17 protein-coding genes and 1 tRNA gene are annotated in these 17,540 nt (G+C 68.7%); 8 read left to right on the top strand and 10 right to left on the bottom strand.

The features are described 5' to 3' along the window. Positions 1–26 precede the first annotated feature (26 nt). Genes ACFYO2_RS16290 through ACFYO2_RS16270 form a run of 5 tightly spaced genes read left to right on the top strand, consistent with a single transcriptional unit; the run spans position 27 to position 3,434 of the window. Entirely contained in the window at positions 27–713 is a 687-nt protein-coding gene (locus ACFYO2_RS16290; protein ID WP_388349057.1) for a class E sortase, read from the top strand. Positions 714–765: 52 nt separating this feature from the next. After that, entirely contained in the window at positions 766–927 is a 162-nt protein-coding gene (locus ACFYO2_RS16285) for a hypothetical protein (RefSeq protein WP_388349055.1), read from the top strand. Beyond that, positions 924–1,562 (top strand): aminodeoxychorismate/anthranilate synthase component II, encoded by a 639-nt coding sequence (locus ACFYO2_RS16280; RefSeq protein WP_388349053.1) that lies wholly within the window; start codon positions 924–926, stop codon positions 1,560–1,562. The genes ACFYO2_RS16285 and ACFYO2_RS16280 overlap by 4 nt, the downstream gene beginning before the upstream one ends. Further along, positions 1,559–2,671 (top strand): class E sortase, encoded by a 1,113-nt coding sequence (locus ACFYO2_RS16275; RefSeq protein WP_388349051.1) that lies wholly within the window; start codon positions 1,559–1,561, stop codon positions 2,669–2,671. Before ACFYO2_RS16280 ends, ACFYO2_RS16275 begins: the two co-directional genes overlap by 4 nt. A gap of 13 nt (positions 2,672–2,684) precedes the next feature. After that, complete coding sequence (locus ACFYO2_RS16270) at positions 2,685–3,434, top strand: class E sortase (RefSeq protein WP_388349049.1); 750 nt, start codon at positions 2,685–2,687, stop codon at positions 3,432–3,434. Between the two features lie 93 nt (positions 3,435–3,527). Here ACFYO2_RS16270 and ACFYO2_RS16265 read toward each other — a convergent pair whose 3' ends face one another. The 7 genes from ACFYO2_RS16265 to ACFYO2_RS16235 form a co-directional block, all read right to left on the bottom strand. Continuing rightward, entirely contained in the window at positions 3,528–4,514 is a 987-nt protein-coding gene (locus ACFYO2_RS16265; protein ID WP_388349047.1) for a restriction endonuclease, read from the bottom strand. A gap of 419 nt (positions 4,515–4,933) precedes the next feature. Then, positions 4,934–6,955 (bottom strand): Stk1 family PASTA domain-containing Ser/Thr kinase, encoded by a 2,022-nt coding sequence (gene pknB, locus ACFYO2_RS16260; RefSeq protein WP_388349045.1) that lies wholly within the window; start codon positions 6,953–6,955, stop codon positions 4,934–4,936. A gap of 170 nt (positions 6,956–7,125) precedes the next feature. Further along, the gene (locus tag ACFYO2_RS16255) at positions 7,126–8,595 is read right to left on the bottom strand and encodes a penicillin-binding transpeptidase domain-containing protein (RefSeq protein ID WP_388349043.1); all 1,470 of its coding nucleotides are present in this window, start codon (positions 8,593–8,595) and stop codon (positions 7,126–7,128) included. Further along, positions 8,592–10,031, bottom strand: coding sequence for an FtsW/RodA/SpoVE family cell cycle protein (locus ACFYO2_RS16250; RefSeq protein ID WP_388349041.1), 1,440 nt, complete (start codon positions 10,029–10,031; stop codon positions 8,592–8,594). Before ACFYO2_RS16250 ends, ACFYO2_RS16255 begins: the two co-directional genes overlap by 4 nt. A gap of 27 nt (positions 10,032–10,058) precedes the next feature. Beyond that, positions 10,059–11,591, bottom strand: coding sequence for a Stp1/IreP family PP2C-type Ser/Thr phosphatase (locus ACFYO2_RS16245; protein WP_388349039.1), 1,533 nt, complete (start codon positions 11,589–11,591; stop codon positions 10,059–10,061). A gap of 128 nt (positions 11,592–11,719) precedes the next feature. Next, positions 11,720–12,235 carry an FHA domain-containing protein gene (locus ACFYO2_RS16240; protein ID WP_388349037.1) on the bottom strand — a complete coding sequence of 172 codons (516 nt, stop codon included), beginning with the start codon at positions 12,233–12,235 and terminating at the stop codon, positions 11,720–11,722. A 10-nt stretch (positions 12,236–12,245) separates the two neighbouring features. Continuing rightward, the gene (locus tag ACFYO2_RS16235; RefSeq protein ID WP_388349035.1) at positions 12,246–13,118 is read right to left on the bottom strand and encodes an FhaA domain-containing protein; all 873 of its coding nucleotides are present in this window, start codon (positions 13,116–13,118) and stop codon (positions 12,246–12,248) included. Between the two features lie 500 nt (positions 13,119–13,618). On the opposite strand from ACFYO2_RS16235, the gene ACFYO2_RS16230 reads away from it, so the two are divergent. Beyond that, positions 13,619–13,702 (top strand) — tRNA-Leu (locus ACFYO2_RS16230). Positions 13,703–13,869: 167 nt separating this feature from the next. On the opposite strand, the gene ACFYO2_RS16225 is transcribed toward ACFYO2_RS16230, so the two are convergent. The 3 genes from ACFYO2_RS16225 to ACFYO2_RS16215 all read right to left on the bottom strand — a co-directional run bounded on the left by ACFYO2_RS16225 (position 13,870) and on the right by ACFYO2_RS16215 (position 15,295). Continuing rightward, positions 13,870–14,064, bottom strand: coding sequence for a hypothetical protein (locus ACFYO2_RS16225; protein ID WP_388349033.1), 195 nt, complete (start codon positions 14,062–14,064; stop codon positions 13,870–13,872). A gap of 53 nt (positions 14,065–14,117) precedes the next feature. After that, positions 14,118–14,480, bottom strand: a complete 363-nt coding sequence (locus ACFYO2_RS16220; RefSeq protein ID WP_388349032.1) for a TetR/AcrR family transcriptional regulator — start codon at positions 14,478–14,480, stop codon at positions 14,118–14,120. 161 nt (positions 14,481–14,641) lie between these two features. Beyond that, positions 14,642–15,295: an FMN-dependent NADH-azoreductase gene (locus ACFYO2_RS16215; protein ID WP_388349030.1), complete on the bottom strand. Its 654-nt coding sequence runs from the start codon at positions 15,293–15,295 to the stop codon at positions 14,642–14,644. A 131-nt stretch (positions 15,296–15,426) separates the two neighbouring features. Between ACFYO2_RS16215 and ACFYO2_RS16210 the strand changes: the two genes are divergently transcribed. Both ACFYO2_RS16210 and ACFYO2_RS16205 read left to right on the top strand, forming a co-directional pair. After that, positions 15,427–15,789: a winged helix-turn-helix transcriptional regulator gene (locus ACFYO2_RS16210; protein ID WP_388349028.1), complete on the top strand. Its 363-nt coding sequence runs from the start codon at positions 15,427–15,429 to the stop codon at positions 15,787–15,789. A 194-nt stretch (positions 15,790–15,983) separates the two neighbouring features. Then, on the top strand, positions 15,984–17,444 hold the full coding sequence (locus ACFYO2_RS16205; RefSeq protein ID WP_388349026.1) for a DUF2252 domain-containing protein: 1,461 nt from the start codon (positions 15,984–15,986) through the stop codon (positions 17,442–17,444). Positions 17,445–17,540 lie beyond the last annotated feature (96 nt).

The following is a 17,540-nucleotide window of genomic DNA, read 5'->3' as shown; positions in this document are numbered from 1 at the left end:
CGGAGTAGGTCCCTCAGGAGCTGCCGGTGCGCGTCGTCGTCAGGACCGTCAGTGAGATGTGCATCACCGTCGGCGCCCTGATCGTGCTGTTCGTCGTCTATGTGCTGTTCTGGACCGGAGTGAAGGCCGATCATGTGATGGACGACCAGATCGACCGGTTACAGGAGCAGTGGTCGCAGGAGCCCGTGCGGCCCACGTCGACGGCCGGTGCCGCCGAGAGTCCGGCCGAGCCGGTGCCGTACCGGGCGGGGAAGCCCTTCGCGATCATGTACATCCCGCGCCTTGGTTTCACGTGGAACAAGCCGGTCCTGGAGAACACCGCCACCGACACCCTGAAGAAAGGCCTCGGCCACTACGCGCGCACCGCGCAGCTCGGGCAGAAGGGCAACTTCGCGGTCGCCGGCCATCGGCGCACGTACGGGGATCCCTTCAAGGACTTTCCGAAGCTGCGGCGGGGCGATGCGGTGGTGCTGACGGACGGGACGACGTGGTTCACGTATCGGATCGACAAAGGCCCCTACAAAACCGTGCCCTCGGACATCGAGGTGATCGACCCTGTGCCACGTAAGTCGGGGTATACGCGCCCGGGCCGCTACCTCACGCTGACCACCTGCGATCCGGAGTGGGGTCACAGCCACCGGCTGATCGTCTGGGCGCATCTGGACTCCACACAGCCCGTGGAGGAAGGGAAACCAGCGGCCCTGCGCCGTTAGTCTGGTGCGGTACGGCGTGAGTCCGGTGCCGTGGTGCGATGGAAGGGACGGCATGTACAGCTTTATCTGGCGGCATCTGCCGGGGAACGCCTGGGTGAAGGCGCTCATCTCACTCGTGCTGGTCGTTGCTGTGGTGTACGTCCTGTTCCAGTACGTCTTCCCGTGGGCCGAACCACTGCTGCCCTTCAACGATGTGACGGTGGACAACCAGTGAGTGCGCGGATTCTCGTCGTCGACAACTACGACAGCTTCGTCTTCAACCTGGTCCAGTACCTCTACCAGCTGGGTGCCGAATGCGAGGTGCTGCGCAACGACGAGGTGTCGACGGCGCACGCCCAGGACGGCTTCGACGGCGTGCTGCTGTCGCCGGGCCCGGGGACGCCCGAGGAGGCGGGGGTCTGCATCGAGATGGTGCGCCACTGCGCCGCGACCGGTGTGCCCGTCTTCGGCGTGTGCCTGGGCATGCAGTCGATGCAGGTGGCGTACGGCGGTGTCGTGGACCGCGCGCCCGAGCTGCTGCACGGCAAGACCTCGCTGGTCGAGCACCAGGGCGCGGGAGTCTTCGCCGGGCTGCCGACGCCCTTCACGGCGACCCGGTACCACTCGCTGGCCGCCGAGCCGGCGACGGTGCCGGCCGAGCTGGAGGTCACGGCCCGTACCCACGACGGCATCATCATGGGCCTGCGGCACCGGGAACTGCCCGTCGAGGGCGTCCAGTTCCATCCGGAGTCGGTGCTGACGGAGCACGGGCACCGGATGCTGGCCAACTGGCTCGTGGCGTGCGGGGACCAGGGCGCGGTGGCGAGGTCGGCGGGGCTCGCCCCGGTGGTGGGCAGGGCCACGGCGTGACCGCGCTGCGCCCCGAGCGCGAGGACTCGTACGGCGGGGCGCCGTACGAGTCGTACGACTCGGTGCCGTACGAACCGCCTGCCCGGCGCGAGATCCCCTACGAAACGCCGATCGGTCTTGAGGCGCCGTACGAAGCGCAGGTCGCCCCCGAGGTCTCGTACGAGCCTCCCATCGACGACGAGACGGTGGCGCTACGGATACCCGAGCCGCCGACTCGCCCGGGCGGCGGCGAGTCCATATCCGCCTCTGACGCCTCCTCTGCCTCGTCAGCCACAGGAACCCCCATGGGCGGTCGTGCGGCCCGCAGAAAGGCCGCCAAGCGCCGTGGCGGGCGTCATGGGGCCGGCGCGGAGCCTGCACCGGAGTCTTCATCCGGTACCGATGACGGCAGGCCGCTCTCCAGGGTGGAGGCGCGGCGGCAGGAGCGGGCGCGCAAGCCCGGCGCCGCGGTCGTCGCGAGCCGGGCGATCGGTGAGGTGTTCATCACCACCGGCGTGCTGATGCTGCTGTTCGTCACCTACCAGTTGTGGTGGACGAACGTCCGGGCGCATGCGCAGGCGGACAAGGAGGCGAGCAGCCTCCAGAACGACTGGGCGAGCGGCAAGCGGAATCCGGGCACGTTCTCGCCCGGGCAGGGCTTCGCCCTCCTGCACATCCCCAAGCTGGACGTGGTGGTGCCGATCGCGGAGGGCGTCAGCAACAAGAAGGTGCTGGATCGGGGCATGGTCGGCCACTACGGCGATGATCCGCTGAAGACGGCGATGCCCGATGCGAAGACCGGCAACTTCGGGCTCGCGGGCCATCGCAACACGCACGGCGAGCCGTTCCGGTACATCAACAGGCTGCAACCGGGTGACGCGATCGTCGTCGAGACGCAGGACGAGTACTTCGTCTACAAGATGGCGTCGATGCTGCCGGTGACTTCGCCGAGCAACACGAGCGTGCTGAATCCCGTGCCGCCGGGGTCGGGATTCACCAAGACGGGTCGCTACATCACCCTCACCACGTGCACTCCGGAGTTCACCAGCAAGTACCGGTTGATCGTCTGGGGCAAGATGGTCGAGGAACGGCCGCGCAGCAAGGGCAAGCCGGATGCGCTCGTCGAGTAGGGGCAGATGACAAGTGGCAGCGACCACCGACGGCACCGCAGAGCAGACCGACGTGTCCGGGCCCGCGCCCGCACCGCGCCGCCGCGGCATGGGCCGGATCGCCATGGCGGTCAGTGTCTTCGGCGAACTCCTGATCACGGGGGGCCTGATCCTCGGCCTCTTCGTCGTCTACTCGCTCTGGTGGACGAACGTTCTAGCCGACCGCAAGGCGGACCAGCAGGGCGACAGGGTCCGTGACAACTGGACCGCCAAGGACACCCGTCCCGGCGCGCTGGACACCGGGGACGGCATCGGCTTCCTGCACGTGCCCGCGATGAGCGGCGGCGAGGTCCTGGTCGAGAAGGGCACGTCGTCGGAGATCCTCAACGACGGTGTCGCCGGCTACTACACCGATCCGGCCAAGGCGACACTCCCCACCTCCGGCAAGGAGGGCAACTTCACCCTGGCAGCCCACCGCGACGGCCACGGCGCGAAGTTCCACAACATCGACAAGATCAAAAAGGGCGACCCCATCGTCTTCGAGACGAAGGACAAGTGGTACGTCTACAAGGTCTACGCCATCCTCCCCGAGACCTCGAAGTACAACGTCAAGGTCCTCTCCCAGATCCCCAAGGAGTCCGGCAAGAAGAAGGCCGGCCACTACATCACCCTGACGACCTGCACGCCGGTGTACACGTCCCGGTACCGGTACGTCGTCTGGGGGGAGCTGGTGCGGGTGGACGCGGTGGACAGTGCGCGGACGCCGCCCAAGGAACTGAGCTGACTGAGCTCCTGTAAGGACCTCAGTCCTCTAGCATGGCGGAGGCCCGAAGCCGCAACTTTCTCTTGCGGCTTCGGGCCTCTTGCGTTTACGCCGTTACTGCCCCAGGACCTTTAGTGGTTCCCCGGCGTTCCACTCTTCCAGCAGGCCGCGGTGTACGGCGGTGATGCCGCTCTCGGCAGCGATGCTCAGGGCGTCGGAGGTGAAGGGGCAGGTCGCCACGGAGAGGGCCACTTCCGCGCCGTACAGAACCGTGGCTGACCCGATGAACTTCTGGACCTCCGGGCTGGTAATGGAGAGGTAGGGCGCGAACCTCTTGCACTGGGCGACGAGACGCCGTCCGTCGGCGGTGAGGGCAATGATGTCGACGCCGCGGTCTCCGCGTCCGCCCTGTACGACGACGTGGGTGCAACCGTCGCGCCGGAGCAGTTGGGCGATGTGTTCCTCAAACACGCGGCCGTTCATAGCATCCATGGCGGCCATGACTCCGGCAAAGGGCCCTCCGTTCTCGCGTGACTCGATCCTTTGCAGCCGGGCGTGGTGCTGCCGGAGCCGTTGCTCGATGCGCTGGACTTCGGTTCGCAGGGTGATCAGCTCCCTGCGGTGGTCGCTCGACGTCTCGATCAGGGCGTTGAACATGGGGACGACCGTCTTGCCGAGGATGTGGGTGATGCGCTGGTCGATGCGGTCGTCGAGAGGGAGCTCGTTTGTCAGATCCGGGTTTTCCACAGGTTGTGTGCGCGCCACGTGCTCCATGTCCAGGAGGTACACACGCACCTGACGTGCGACTTCACTGTCGCGGAGGAGCATGGCGATGTTGAGGACGGCTCGGCGCGGATACAGAGCGAGCGATCGGGAGCGCGACTGAATCCCACTGACCTCCTTGAAGGAGGTCAGTTCTGAACCTGTCAAAACGCGATAGCCGCTGGCGACAAGTTCCTCTCGGTGGTCGAGCACCAGGGACTCGATTGCCTTGAGGCCTACTTCGAAGAACGCCGCCACCATCGCCGTAGTCACATGCATTCCGTCCGGCAGCAGCGACAGCGCCTTGACTCTGTCGAGTACGTCCGTGCGGTCCAGCACGCTGCCGCGCAGGCTCTTCGATTCCAGCAGTGCCGATTCGTTGATTCACGTTCTGCCCTTCCACTCATGGTGTGACCGCATGTCCAGGGCAGAGTTCCGGTTCCCCACCCCATCCGATCAACGAGTAGTCACACATGAAGGCACGATCGATGCACGCACAGGTTTGCGGCAGAATGTCGGCGGCCAAGGAGTCCGACAGGAAGAAGCGGTGCGAGTACTTCGGCGACTGGTCGAGGACCAGGGCTGGCCCAGGGCGCGGCGGCGAGCCGGCCGAGAGGCGGCGGTCCTGGCGGCATCGCACGCTTCCAGCCCCGCTGCTCCAGGTAACTGCACGAGCCTGGCAGGCGAAGAGAAGAGCGAAGCCCCGGCACCCCCCTTGGTGAGGGTGCCGGGGCTTCGTTCGTACCGGGCGGAGGGGGTCAGTCCTCGGTTCGGGCCGCTGTTCCGGTGGCACCGCCGAAGATGCCGCCGTCATTGCCGCCGTTGTCGTTGCCGCCGTTGTTGTTGCCGAAGCTCACGGTCCTGAGGGTGATCGTCGTGCTCGCCGGATCGTCGACCTCGTCACCCGGACTCGGGTTCTGGGCGGTGACGATCGCGGTGGGGCTCTGGTCGCTGCCGCCCTCGAACTGAATGTTGTTGAAGCCGGCCGCCTGAAGGGTCTGCCTGGCCTGTTGCACCGTCTGCGTGACGACGTTCGGGACCTCCGTCTTGTCCGCCGCCTTGCCGATCTGGATGTTCACCGAGGAGTTCTTGTCGGCCGGGGTGCCGGCCGTGGGCGTGGTCTGGATGACCTTGCCGATCTGGTTGACGTCGTTGGTCTCGACCTCGGTGCAGTTGCCGACCAGGTTGCTGGCCGTCATCTGGGCCTTGGCCTCGTCACAGGACTTGCCGAGGACGTCCGGGACGGTGGCCTTCTCCTCGGCCTTGGCGACGATGAGGGTGATGGTGGAGCCCTTCTCCACTTCCTCGCCCTTGATCGGGTCCTGGTCGAGGACGGTGCCCGGATCGTCCGAGGACTCCCGGGTCTCCGTCTTGATCGTGAACTCGTAGTCGTCGCCGGTGAGCTTTTCCTTGGCCTCGTCGAGGGTCAGGTCGATCACGCTCGGCACAGTCACCTTCGGGGCGCCGGTCGACACCACCAGATTGACGGTGGACTCCTTGTCGACCTTGGTCTGGGGGGCGGGGTCCTGGTCGCAGATCTTGCCCTTGGTCTGCTCCTCGCAGGCCTTCTGCGTGACCGTCCCCACCTTGAGGTCGCTGTTGGTCAGCAGCTTCGTGGCATCGGCCTGGTTCTCGCCGACCAGAGTGGGCACCTTCACCGTCTCGTTGCCCGTACCGCCGCCGCTGAAGATCCACCTGCCGATGAGGACCGCGCCGACGAGCACCAGAAGGCCCGCGACGACCAGCAGGATCGTCGAGGTGTTGGACTTCTTCTGGCGGCGCCGGTCGGGGCGGTCGTCGTAGCCGAAGCCGCCGTCGTCCGGGTTCATGGGCGGCAGCATGGCGGTGGCGCCCGCGTCGGCGCGCAGGGCCGTCGTGGGCTGGTCGTCGGGGTAGCCGCCGTAGCCCACGGAGCCCATCGCGGAGGTGGCCGCGACCGGCTGGCCGTCGAGGCAGGCCTCGATGTCGACGCGCATCTCGTCGGCGGACTGGTAGCGGTAGTTCGGGTCCTTGACCAGGGCCTTCAGGACGATGGCGTCCATCTCGGGCGTGAGCTCGGGGTCGAAGACGGACGGGGGCTGGGGCTCTTCCCGTACGTGCTGGTACGCGACCGCGACCGGTGAGTCGCCGACGAAGGGCGGGCGGACCGTCAGGAGCTCGTAGAGCAGACAGCCCGTGGAGTACAGGTCGGACCGCGCGTCGACCTGCTCGCCCTTGGCCTGCTCCGGGGAGAGGTACTGGGCGGTGCCGATGACCGCGGACGTCTGCGTCATCGTCATGCCGGAGTCGCCCATGGCGCGGGCGATGCCGAAGTCCATCACCTTGACCTGGCCGTTGCGCGTCAGCATGACGTTGGCGGGCTTGATGTCGCGGTGGACGATGCCGGCCCGGTGCGAGTACTCCAGGGCCTGCAGGATGCCGATGGTCATCTCCAGCGTGCGCTCCGGCAGCAGCCTGCGGCCGCTGTGGAGAAGCTCACGGAGGGTGGAGCCGTCGACGTACTCCATGACGATGTACGGGATCGAGACCCCGTCGATGTAGTCCTCGCCCGTGTCGTAGACCGCGACGATCGCGGGATGGTTGAGCGAGGCGGCCGACTGGGCCTCCCGGCGGAACCGGGCCTGGAAGGACGGATCGCGTGCGAGATCAACGCGCAGCGTCTTCACCGCCACGGTGCGGCCGAGCCGGGTGTCATGTGCGAGGTAGACCTCCGCCATGCCACCACGGCCGAGCACCTGGCCCAGCTCGTACCGGCCGCCGAGGCGACGCGGCTCTTCCATAGCTTCCTACCAGCCCTCTCCGTCGGTCCCGACCGGCACATCAGTGCGGTCGGGTGGCTGCCGTCCGGGCCTACCGTACCCGGACGGCCATGCGTGACCTGGCCAAGCCCGTCACCCGATACAGGACCGGTATCGCAACGTGCACCGATGTGAAGGGGACGTGAGCTGGGTCACTGCTTGCTGTTGATGACCGCCTCCATCACGCTCTTCGCGATGGGCGCCGCGAGGCCACCGCCGGAGATGTCGTCACGGACGGCGCTGTCGTCCTCGACCACCACGGCCACGGCGACCGGCGAGCTGCCGTCGGCGAGCTTGGCGTACGAGAGGAACCAGGCGTACGGCTTCTCGCTGTTGTCGACGCCGTGCTGGGCGGTACCGGTCTTGCCGCCCACCGTGACGCCGCCGCCGATCTGCGCGTTCTTGCCGGTGCCGTCCTTGACGACCGTCTCCATCATCGACTGGAGGATCTGGGCGTTCTTGGCCGACAGCGGCCGGCTCATCGCTTCCGGTTCGGTCTTCTCGATGGGCTCGAGGTTCGGGGCCTCGAGCTCGTCGACCATGTACGGCTTCATCAGCTCGCCGCCGTTGGCCACCGCTGAGGCGACCATGGCCATCTGCAGCGGGGTCGCGGCGGTGTTGAACTGACCGATGGAGGACAGCGCGGTCTGAGACTCGTTCATGTCGTCGGAGAAGACCGACGCGTTGGCGCGGACCGGAGTGAACTGCTCGGAGTTGAAGCCGAACTTCTCGGCCTCGGCGAGCATCTTGTCGTTGCCGAGGTCGGCGCCGATCTTGCCGAAGACGCTGTTGCAGGAGTACTGGAGGGCGACCCGCAATGTGGCGTTCTTGCAGGGGATGTTGCCCTCGTTCTTCAGCGGCGTCGTCGTGCCGGGCATGATCCACGGCAGCGGCGAGTCGGTCCTCTCGTCCGCGGAGTCGTAGAGGCCGTTCTCCAGGGCGGCGGCGGCGGTGACGACCTTGTACGTCGAGCCGGGCGGGTAGGTCTCGCGCAGCGCCCGGTTGAGCATGGGGTCGTTCGGGTCGTTCTTCTTCTGGAGCTTGTTCCAGGCGTCCCCGTCGTTGGAGCCGGCGATCGTCGAGGGGTCGTACGACGGGTAGGAGGCCAGGGCCAGGATCGCGCCGGTGGACGGGTCGATGGCGGCGACGGCGCCCTTGCCGCGGCCCTTCAGACCGTCGTAGGCGGCCTTCTGGGCGGCGGAGTTGAGGGTCGTGACGACGTTGCCGCCCTGCTTCTTCTTGCCCGTGATCATGTCGAGGGTGTTGCGGAAGAAGAGCTGGTCGTCGGTGCCGCTGAGGATGCCGTCCTCGAGGTTCTCGAGCTGGCTGGTGCCGTAGGCCTGCGAGGCGTAGCCCGTGATGGGCGCCCACATGGCGCCGTCCTTGTAGGTGCGTACGTACTCGAAGTCGCCGCTGGAGACTTCCTTGGAGCCGGTGATCTCCTTGCCGTCGACGATGATGTCGCCGCGCGGGGTGGCGTACCGCTCGATGGCGACGCGGCGGTTGGCGGTGTCGGTGCGCAGCTCGTCGGCCTGGACGTACTGGAGCCAGTTGTCGCGGATGAGCAGGGTGAGGACGAGGAGTCCGCAGAAGATCGCGATCCGGCGCAGGGGCTTGTTCATGACGGGCGGACCACCTGGGTCATCTCGGCGTCGGGGCTGGGGGCGGGGGCGGGCGCCGGACGGCGTGCGGTGTCGCTGATGCGCAACAGGATGCCGATGAGGGCCCAGTTGGCGATGATGGCGGATCCGCCCGAGGCGAGGAACGGCATCGTCATACCGGTCAGCGGGATCAGGCCCATGACGCCGCCCGCGACGACGAAGACCTGGAGGGCGAAGGCGCCGGACAGGCCGACGGCGAGCAGCTTGCCGAAGGGGTCGCGGGCGGCGAGAGCGGTGCGCACGCCGCGCTCCACGATCAGGGCGTAGAGGACGAGGATCGCCATGATGCCGGCGAGGCCCAGTTCCTCGCCGAAGGTGGCGAGGATGAAGTCGGAGTTGGCCGCGAACCGGATGAGGTCGGAGTGGCCCTGGCCGAGGCCGGTGCCGAGGGTGCCGCCGGAGCCGAAGGCCCACAGGGCCTGCATGGCCTGCTCGGAGTGGCCGGCGGAGCCGGCGCGGGAGAGCGTGTACTCCTTCATCGGGTCGAGCCAGGCCTGGACGCGCTGCTGGACGTGTGGTTCGAAGCTGGCCACGCCGACGGCGCCGGCGCCGGACATCAGCAGACCGAAGACGATCCAGCTGGTCCGCTCGGTGGCGACGTACAGCATGATGACGAACATTCCGAAGAACAGCAGCGAGGTGCCCAGGTCGGTCTCGAAGACCAGGATCAGGATCGAGATGAACCAGACGACCAGGATCGGGCCGAGGTCGCGGCCGCGCGGCAGGTACAGGCCCATGAAGCGGCGGCTGGCCAGGGCGAGCGCGTCCCGCTTCACCATCAGGTAGCCGGCGAAGAAGATCGCCAGGACGATCTTCGCGAACTCACCGGGCTGGATGGAGAATCCGGCGACCGAGATCCAGATCTTGGCGCCGTAGATGGAGGTGCCGAGGCCCGGCACGAGTGGCAGGAGCAGCAGGATGAGCGCGCCGACCATGGAGATGTACGTGTAGCGCTGCAGGACGCGGTGGTCCTTGAGGAAGATCAGCACGACGACGAACAGGGCGATGCCCATGGCCGTGTACAGCAGCTGCCGGGAGGCCGCGTTGCCGGCCTGGTTGATCGACTGGAGCAGTTCGGACTGGTCCAGTCGCCAGATGACGACGAGCCCGAGCCCGTTGAGCAGCGTGGCGAGCGGCAGCAGCAGGGGATCGGCGTACGGCGCGAACTTGCGTACGACGATATGGCCGATGCCGGCGAGGAGGCCGAGGCCCAGGCCGTAGCTCAGCAGGCCGGCCGGCACCTCGTCGTTGATGGCCAGGCCCACGTTGGCGTAGGCGAACACCGGGATCACCACGGCGAACACGAGCAGCGCCAGCTCGGTGTTGCGGCGGCTCGGAGTGCCGATGGCGCCGATGGTGGACGTGTGGTGCGTCGGTGAGTTGGTAGTACTGCTCATCGTGTGACAGGGCCTCTCACGGCTCGGCTACTGCTTGTCGCACTGCGAGACGACCTTCTGCTCCTGGTCGGAGAGGCTGGGGCCGGGGGTGGGCGTGGGCGCAGTCGTGGACGGGGAGGGCGAGGTCGACGTCGATGGGTTCGGCGTCGGCGTGGCCTTGGACGTCAGTGAGGCGGGTGTGGTTCCCGTTGTGCCGCCGGCCTCGCCCTCACCGGTCTTGGCGTTGTTCTCACTCTCGGCTTCCTGGCGTGCGGCTTCCTTCTTGCACGCGGAGGCCTGGACCGCCAGTGCGTCGATCTTCGTCTGGGCGTCCTCGAGTCCGCCCTCGGTGATTGTCGCCTTGACCTGCTTCTGCATGTACGTGGGCAGGTACTTGAGTTCGATCTCGGGGTGGTCCTTGTGCACCTTGGACAGCGAGACCCAGGCGAGGTCCTGGCTGATGCCCCGGTACAGGGCGACGTGTTCGCCGTTGGCGCCGACGTAGTACTGCGTCTGCGTCCAGCGGTAGCCGCCGTACAGGCCGCCGCCGACGACGGCCAGCGCGAGCGCCAGGTAGAAGGATCTCTTGAGCCACTTGCGGCCCTTGCGGGGCTTGACGAAGTCGTCGTCGCCGTAGTCGCCGAAGCCGGCGGTGGAGATGTAGCCGGTGGTGTCGCCGGAGCCGGGCGGGCCGAACTCGCCGCCACCGCCCTGGCCGGGCACCTGGCGGCCGAGCCCGGAGGCGCGTCCCGCGGGGGTCTGCATGATGTTGTTGTCGTGCAGCTGGAGCTGGTTCTCGGCGACCGCCCCGACCACGACGGGGGTGTCGGAGAGCTGCCCGGCGAGGGTGTCCCCGGTGTCGAGGTCGAGGACGTCGGCCACGATGACCGTGATGTTGTCGGGGCCGCCGCCGCGCAGCGCGAGCTGGATCAGCTCCTGCACGGTCTCCTGGGGGCCCTGGTAGCTGGCGAGGGTGTCCTCGAGGGTCTGGTGGGACACGACCCCGGACAGGCCGTCGGAGCAGATCAGATAGCGGTCGCCGGCGCGGACCTCACGGATGGAGAGGTCGGGCTCGACGTGCTCGCCGCTGCCGAGCGCGCGCATCAGCAGGGAGCGCTGCGGGTGGGTGGTGGCCTCTTCCTCGGTGATACGGCCCTCGTCGACCAGGCGTTGCACCCAGGTGTGGTCCTGCGTGATCTGCGTGAGGACGCCGTCGCGCAGCAGATAGGCGCGCGAGTCGCCGACGTGTACGAGGCCGAGGCGCTGGCCGGTCCACAGGAGGGCGGTGAGCGTGGTGCCCATGCCCTCCAGCTGCGGGTCCTCCTCGACCATCGCGCGCAGCTGGTCGTTGGCGCGCTGCACGGCGGTGCCGAGGGAGGTGAGGATGTCGGAGCCGGGCACGTCGTCGTCGAGCGCGACGATGGTGGAGATGGCCTCGGAGGAGGCGACCTCGCCGGCCGCCGCGCCGCCCATGCCGTCGGCGATCGCGAGCAGGCGCGGACCGGCGTATCCGGAGTCCTCGTTGCCCTCCCGGATCATGCCTTTGTGCGATCCGGCGGCGAAGCGCAGTGACAGACTCATGCGCACCTCGCCCGTCGGCTCCGGGTACATCCGCACGGTGCCCACCCTCCGGTCGGGAGCGCGCCGGGGCCCGGGGTGCCGGGCGCCGCTGCGTGCTCGCTCCGCTCGCGCTCATTCATGACGTGGCACTACTTCCGCAGCTCGATGACGGTCTTGCCGATGCGGAGGGGCGCGCCCGGCGCAATCGGCGTGGGGGTCGTCAGCCGCGTTCGGTCGAGATACGTGCCGTTGGTGGAGCCCAGGTCCTCGACGATCCACTGGCCGTCGCGGTCCGGGTAGATCCTGGCATGACGGCTGGAGGCGTAGTCGTCGTCCAGCACGATGGTGCTGTCGTGCGCCCGGCCCAGGGTGATGGTCTGGCCCTGGAGGGCGACGGTGGTGCCGGTGAGTGTGCCTTCGGTCACCACCAGCTTGGTGGGGGCGTTACGCCGCTGGCGGCCGCCGCCGGCGGCCTGCTGGCGCTGCTGCGGGGGCGCGGCCTGCCGGGCGACCTGCTGTTGCCGCCCGCTCTCCCGGCGCGAACCGCGCTGGGTGACACGCGTACCGAACAGGTCGCTGCGGATGACCTGCACGGCCACGATCACGAACAGCCACAGTACGGCCAGGAAACCCAGCCGCATGACCGTGAGGGTCAGCTCTGACATTGCCCCCGCTTCACCCTTCGGCTTGCCGGTAAATGATGGTGGTACTGCCCACGACGATCCGCGAGCCGTCGCGGAGCGTAGCGCGGGTGGTGTGCTGCCCGTCCACCACGATGCCGTTGGTGGACCCGAGATCCTGGATCGTCGAGGGCGTTCCGGTCCGGATCTCACAGTGCCGGCGGGAGACGCCGGGGTCGTCGATCCGCACGTCGGCCTCGGTGCTGCGGCCGAGCACGAGCGTCGCGCGGGAGATCTGATGGCGGGTGCCGTTGATCTCGATCCAGTGGCGCATGCGACCGGCCGCGGGAGCGGGAGCGGGTGCGACCGGGGGGCGCTGTCCGCCCACGGGCTGCGGATAGCCGTAACCGCCGGGGCGGCCGCCGGGTGGCGGCGCGGCCGGCATCGGCGGAGCGCCCGCGGGCGCGGCCGGGGGCGGGTAGCCGTAGCCGCCGGGGGCCGGCCGGCCGGGGGCCGGGGCCGCCGGGGCGCCGCCGGGAGCCTGCTGGCTGGTGGAGGAGGCGAGCGTACGGCTGCGCACCCGGTACAGGCCGGTGTCGAGGTCGTCCGCCTTCTCCAGGTGGACCTTGATGGAGCCCATGAAGGTGTAGCGCTGCTGCTTGGCGTAGTCGCGCACCATGCCGGCGAGCTCGTCGCCGAGCTGGCCGGAGTAGGGGCTGAGCCGCTCGAAGTCCGGCGTGCTCAGCTCCACGATGAAGTCGTTGGGTACGACCGTCCGGTCGCGGTTCCAGATGGTCGCGTTGTTGTCGCACTCGCGCTGGAGCGCTCCCGCGATCTCCACGGGCTGCACCTCGGACTTGAACACCTTGGCGAAGGTGCCGTTGACCAGACCTTCGAGACGCTGCTCGAACTTCTTCAGGACTCCCATGGGGCACCTCCTCCGTCGCTGCTGCCGTCCTGTGTCCCGCTCGGCGGGCACTGCCTTGCCCGGTACTGCTGCTGGTACTGCTGGTACTGCTTACTGATCGTATCCACGCGCCGTCGAATCGGCTGGTTCCCCCTGTCGGCCCGGTCGACGGGTGTCGACGCCTCCGAAGTTCCCTCCGGAGCTCCCCTTCGAACTCTTCTCGGACGTCGTCCTGACAAGGATCGTAGAGGCGGCCGCAGACAAGTGTCCCGCACCGGGCTGTGGACCTGGACCGGCTCCTGCGGAGACGGCCGGGACCGGTACGAGGTTGATACGTGAACCGGTCGGCGTTGATACGTGGCCGGCGGAATCGGGGACGGGGTGGCGGACGGACCCAGAGTGTGCTGGTCGGCGGCTGCCCGGCCGTAAGGGATGTGAATCCACCCCGTCCCGCGTGCTAATGTTCTGCGTGTCGGAAGGCGCCAACCCCCTAGGGGGAACAGCCCGAGGACACACCCAATGCGCGGGTGGCGGAATAGGCAGACGCGCTGGATTCAGGTTCCAGTGCCCGAAAGGGCGTGGGGGTTCAACTCCCCCCTCGCGCACAGCGAAGAACCGATGAACGGGTCTTCACCAGTGACGAAAGTCACGGTGAGGGCCCGTTTCTCGTTGTGGTGGGCAGAGGTGTTCGGCGGTGAGCTATCTCACGGTCGACGGTGCCTCTACGAAGAATTCGAGGGTGCCTCCACGAAGAAGGTGACGGGCCGCCGGATCAGCCGAGCGTGCGCAGCTGCCGCAGCGCGGCTTCCGCCTCGGGGCGGGTCCTTCCGACGGCCAGCAGGACCGCCGTGACGGCGGCGGGGGCGGACCCCTCCCACGTCTCGTCGTTCACGGACTCCAGCATCGACACGACGACCGACTCCAGTACGTGGGCCAGCACGGGCGCGGGCAGATGGTCGGCGAACACCCCGTCCCGCTGTCCCTGCGCCAGCAGTCCACCGGCCAGCTCCCGTACGGGGGTCAGCGCGCCGCGGATGTCGCCGTCCAGTCGCGGCGGCCGAGCGCGATGATGACGCGGAAGCGGTCGCCGATGCCCCAGACGGCCGTGATGTAGCGGGCCAGGGCGAGGTCGGCGGGGTTGCGCTCCTCGACGAACACCTGCCGGAGCGACTCCACGGCGTCGTCGGCCAGGGCGTTGACGAGGTCCTCCCGCCCGGCGAAATGACCGTAGAGGGTGCGGCGGGCGATTCCTGCCGCGCGGGCGATGTCGTCGACGGTGGTTTCCGGATCCGCGCTCAGCGTCTCGCGTGCCGCGTCCAGGATGCGCCGCCGGTTCCCCTGCGCGTGCCGCCGACGGGGTGCCGCCTTCGCGCTCTCGGTCATCGCCTGCTCCTCGTGTTGCTCCGGCGAAGACTCGCATATGGGCGGGACCTGCGGCGGAGAGGGGCTGAGGGCGGGCGGCCTGCGGTGAAGGTGCTTCGTCGGGTGGTGGAGGTGCTTCATCTGGCGGGGGCGGGTGCCCGCCCCCTACCAGGTCGGCAGGCTCAGGCCGCGACGCGTTCGGCCACTTCCTTGGCCTTGGCGGCCGCGTCCTGGAGGGCGCGCTCGCGGGAGGCCTCGAAGAGCGGGATCAGCTCGGACATCGCCGGGTTCTGCGGGGCCATCGTGAGCTCCGGGACGATGAAGTGGAGGTCCGCGGCGAGGGTGTCGGTGAAGATCGCCTTCAGGTAGGTCTGCACGTACTCGTAGCCCTCGCGCGGGGTGCCCGGCGCGTACGAGCCGCCGCGGCTGGCGACGACGGTGACCGGTGTTCCCTTGACCTTCGAGTCCTCGGTCATGGCGGTGCGGCCGATGAGGACCACGTTGTCCAGCCAGGCCTTGAGGGTCGACGGGATCGAGAAGTTGTACATCGGGGCGCCGATCAGCACGGCGTCCGCCTGCTCCAGCTCCTCGATCAGCTGCACGCGCGCGGAGAAGGCGGCCGCCTGCTGCGGGGTGTGCGTGGCCGGGTCCGCAAAGCCGGCGGTGTGGGCATCGGCGGTGATGTGCGCAACGGGGTCCGCGGCGAGGTCGCGGTAGATCACCGTGCCCTCGGGGTGCTGCTCCTCCCAGGCCTTGCGGAAGGCGTCCGTCACGGAGCGCGAGGTGGAGGCGTCGGTGGGGAAGACGGAGGAGTCGATGTGCAGAAGCGTCGCCATGAGGTCTCCAGGGGATGGTGAGCCGGCGCACGGGACGTCCGTCCACGTGCTAGCAATTCGTACTCGACTATGAATAGCACAGCAACTTACTTTTTTTCAGTAACATGAGGAAGGGCAGTACCCTGAGAGGCATGAGGGTCGAGCAGAGTCACGACGTGTCGGCGTGCAAACAGGTCGACGACGGCATCACGCGCGTCTTCCAACTGCTCGGAAAGCGCTGGACCGGCCCGATCGTGTCTGTCCTGACCGGCGGACCCGCGTACTTCGTCGACCTGCGCCGGGCCATCCCCGGCATCAGCGAACGCATGCTTTCCGACCGGCTCACCGAACTCGGCGCGGCCCGGCTCGTCGTGCGCGAGGTCGACGAGGGGCCGCCGCTGCGGGTGTCGTACCGGCTGACCGAGGCGGGGTCCGCGCTGGCTCCGGCACTGGGGCTGCTCAGGGAGTGGGCGGAGGAGCATCTGCCGGAGGCGGAGCGACCGACGGGGTGCTGACGGTGTGCCGCCGGGGTGCCGGCGGTGCGCTGTGGGTGTGCTGTGGGTGTGCCGCCGGGGTTGTGCGGGTGTGGTGAGGACTGTCGGCGTTGTCCACAGGTGTGGAGTTGTCCACAGGGTCTGACGCGTTTCGGCCACCGGCTGTACGGTCGGCACGAGTTGATGTTCGTGCGTGGGCGGGGGAGGCGGTCGCTGTGACCGAGATCGGTGCGGAGACGGTTGTCGGGGACGCGGCCCCGGTTCAGCAGGCGGTGGCGGGTGCCGGTGGGGCCCGCCGGGTACCCCGCGTCCACGGCTTCGCGGACCGGCCTGCCGAGGGCACGCCCAAGGAAGAGGGCAAGGCGCTGCGGCGAAGCGTCCCGCGCGGCGCGCACGCCGCTCTCGACCTGGACGGGGGACGGCCCGACGCGGTGAGCGCGGTCGAGGAGTCCGGCCGGGGCCGCATCCCCGAGCTCACGCCCATACGGGTCGGCAGGATGGCGGCCACGCCCTTCGCCTTCCTGCGCGGTTCGGCCGGCCTCATGGCGTACGACCTGGCGCGCACCCCCATGACAAGGATCGGCGCCCAGATCTGCGGTGACGCCCACGCCGCCAACTTCGGCCTGTACGGCGACGCGCGCGGCGGCCTGGTCATCGATCTGAACGACTTCGACGAGACGGTGAACGGCCCCTGGGAGTGGGACCTCAAGCGGCTCGCCGCCTCCCTCGTGCTCGCCGCCCGTGAGGCGGGCGCCGACGAGGACACCTGCCGCAAGGCGGCGCACGACGCGGCGGGTGCCTACCGCCGCACGATGCGGCTGTTGGCCAGGCTTCCGGTCCTGGACGCGTGGAACGCCATCGCGGACGAGGAGTTGGTCTCCCACACCGACGCCCACGACCTGGTCGGCACCCTGGAGCGGGTCTCGGAGAAGGCCCGGGCCAACACCAGCGGGCGCTTCGCCGCAAAGTCGACGGAGCCGACCGAGGACGGCGGGCGTCGCTTCGTCGACGCCCCGCCGGTGCTGCGGCGCGTCCCGGACAGGGAGGCCGCGGCGGTGGCGGCCTCCCTGGAGCAGTACCTGGCCTCGCTCTCCGAGGACCGCCTCCCCCTGCTGGCCCGCCACGCGGTGCACGACGTCGCCTTCCGCGTCGTCGGCACGGGCAGCGTCGGCACTAGGTCGTATGTCGTCCTGCTCCTCGACCACCGGGGCGAACCACTCGTCCTCCAGGTCAAGGAGGCCCGCCCCTCGGCGCTCGTGCCGCATCTGGAGAGCGCCGGGTTCGAGGCGCCGAAGGTCGACCACGAGGGCAGGCGGGTGGTCATGGGGCAGAAGCGCATGCAGGTGGTCAGCGACATCCTGCTGGGCTGGACCTCGGTCGACGGACTGCCGTTCCAGGTACGGCAGTTCCGCAACCGCAAGGGCAGCGTCGACCCCGCCGCCCTCGCCGCCGACCAGTTGGACGACTACGGCCGGATGACCGGCGCCCTGCTGGCCCGCGCCCACGCCCACAGCGCCGACCCGCGCCTGATCGCCGGCTACTGCGGCAAGAACGAGGAACTGGACGAGGCGATCACCGCGTTCGCCGTCGCCTACGCCGACCGCACGGAGGCGGACCACGCGCAGCTGGTGGCGGCGGTGCGCTCGGGTCGGATCGCGGCGGAGGTGGGAGTGTGAGGAGGGGCCTGACCAGGACGTCCTGAGGTCCTGAGCACGGTGTGCCCTGGGTCCGGGAGACGGTGTGTCGGGGGCTCCTTCGGTGTGGCCTACGCT

The organism is Streptomyces sp. NPDC006602 (assembly GCF_042870385.1).
In the GTDB taxonomy this organism is placed as follows: domain Bacteria; phylum Actinomycetota; class Actinomycetes; order Streptomycetales; family Streptomycetaceae; genus Streptomyces.
This window is presented reverse-complemented; position numbering and strand designations above follow the sequence as displayed.

Excerpts from the sequence above, each read along its gene's own strand:
- ACFYO2_RS16285 (WP_388349055.1), top strand. The coding sequence starts at position 766 with ATGTACAGCTTTATCTGGCGGCATCTGCCGGGGAACGCCTGGGTGAAG.
- pknB (WP_388349045.1), bottom strand. The coding sequence starts at position 6,955 with ATGGAAGAGCCGCGTCGCCTCGGCGGCCGGTACGAGCTGGGCCAGGTG.
- ACFYO2_RS16255 (WP_388349043.1), bottom strand. The coding sequence starts at position 8,595 with ATGAACAAGCCCCTGCGCCGGATCGCGATCTTCTGCGGACTCCTCGTC.
- ACFYO2_RS16250 (WP_388349041.1), bottom strand. The coding sequence starts at position 10,031 with ATGAGCAGTACTACCAACTCACCGACGCACCACACGTCCACCATCGGC.
- ACFYO2_RS16245 (WP_388349039.1), bottom strand. The coding sequence starts at position 11,591 with ATGAGTCTGTCACTGCGCTTCGCCGCCGGATCGCACAAAGGCATGATC.
- ACFYO2_RS16240 (WP_388349037.1), bottom strand. The coding sequence starts at position 12,235 with ATGTCAGAGCTGACCCTCACGGTCATGCGGCTGGGTTTCCTGGCCGTA.
- ACFYO2_RS16235 (WP_388349035.1), bottom strand. The coding sequence starts at position 13,118 with ATGGGAGTCCTGAAGAAGTTCGAGCAGCGTCTCGAAGGTCTGGTCAAC.
- ACFYO2_RS16220 (WP_388349032.1), bottom strand. The coding sequence starts at position 14,480 with ATGACCGAGAGCGCGAAGGCGGCACCCCGTCGGCGGCACGCGCAGGGG.
- ACFYO2_RS16215 (WP_388349030.1), bottom strand. The coding sequence starts at position 15,295 with ATGGCGACGCTTCTGCACATCGACTCCTCCGTCTTCCCCACCGACGCC.
- ACFYO2_RS16210 (WP_388349028.1), top strand. The coding sequence starts at position 15,427 with ATGAGGGTCGAGCAGAGTCACGACGTGTCGGCGTGCAAACAGGTCGAC.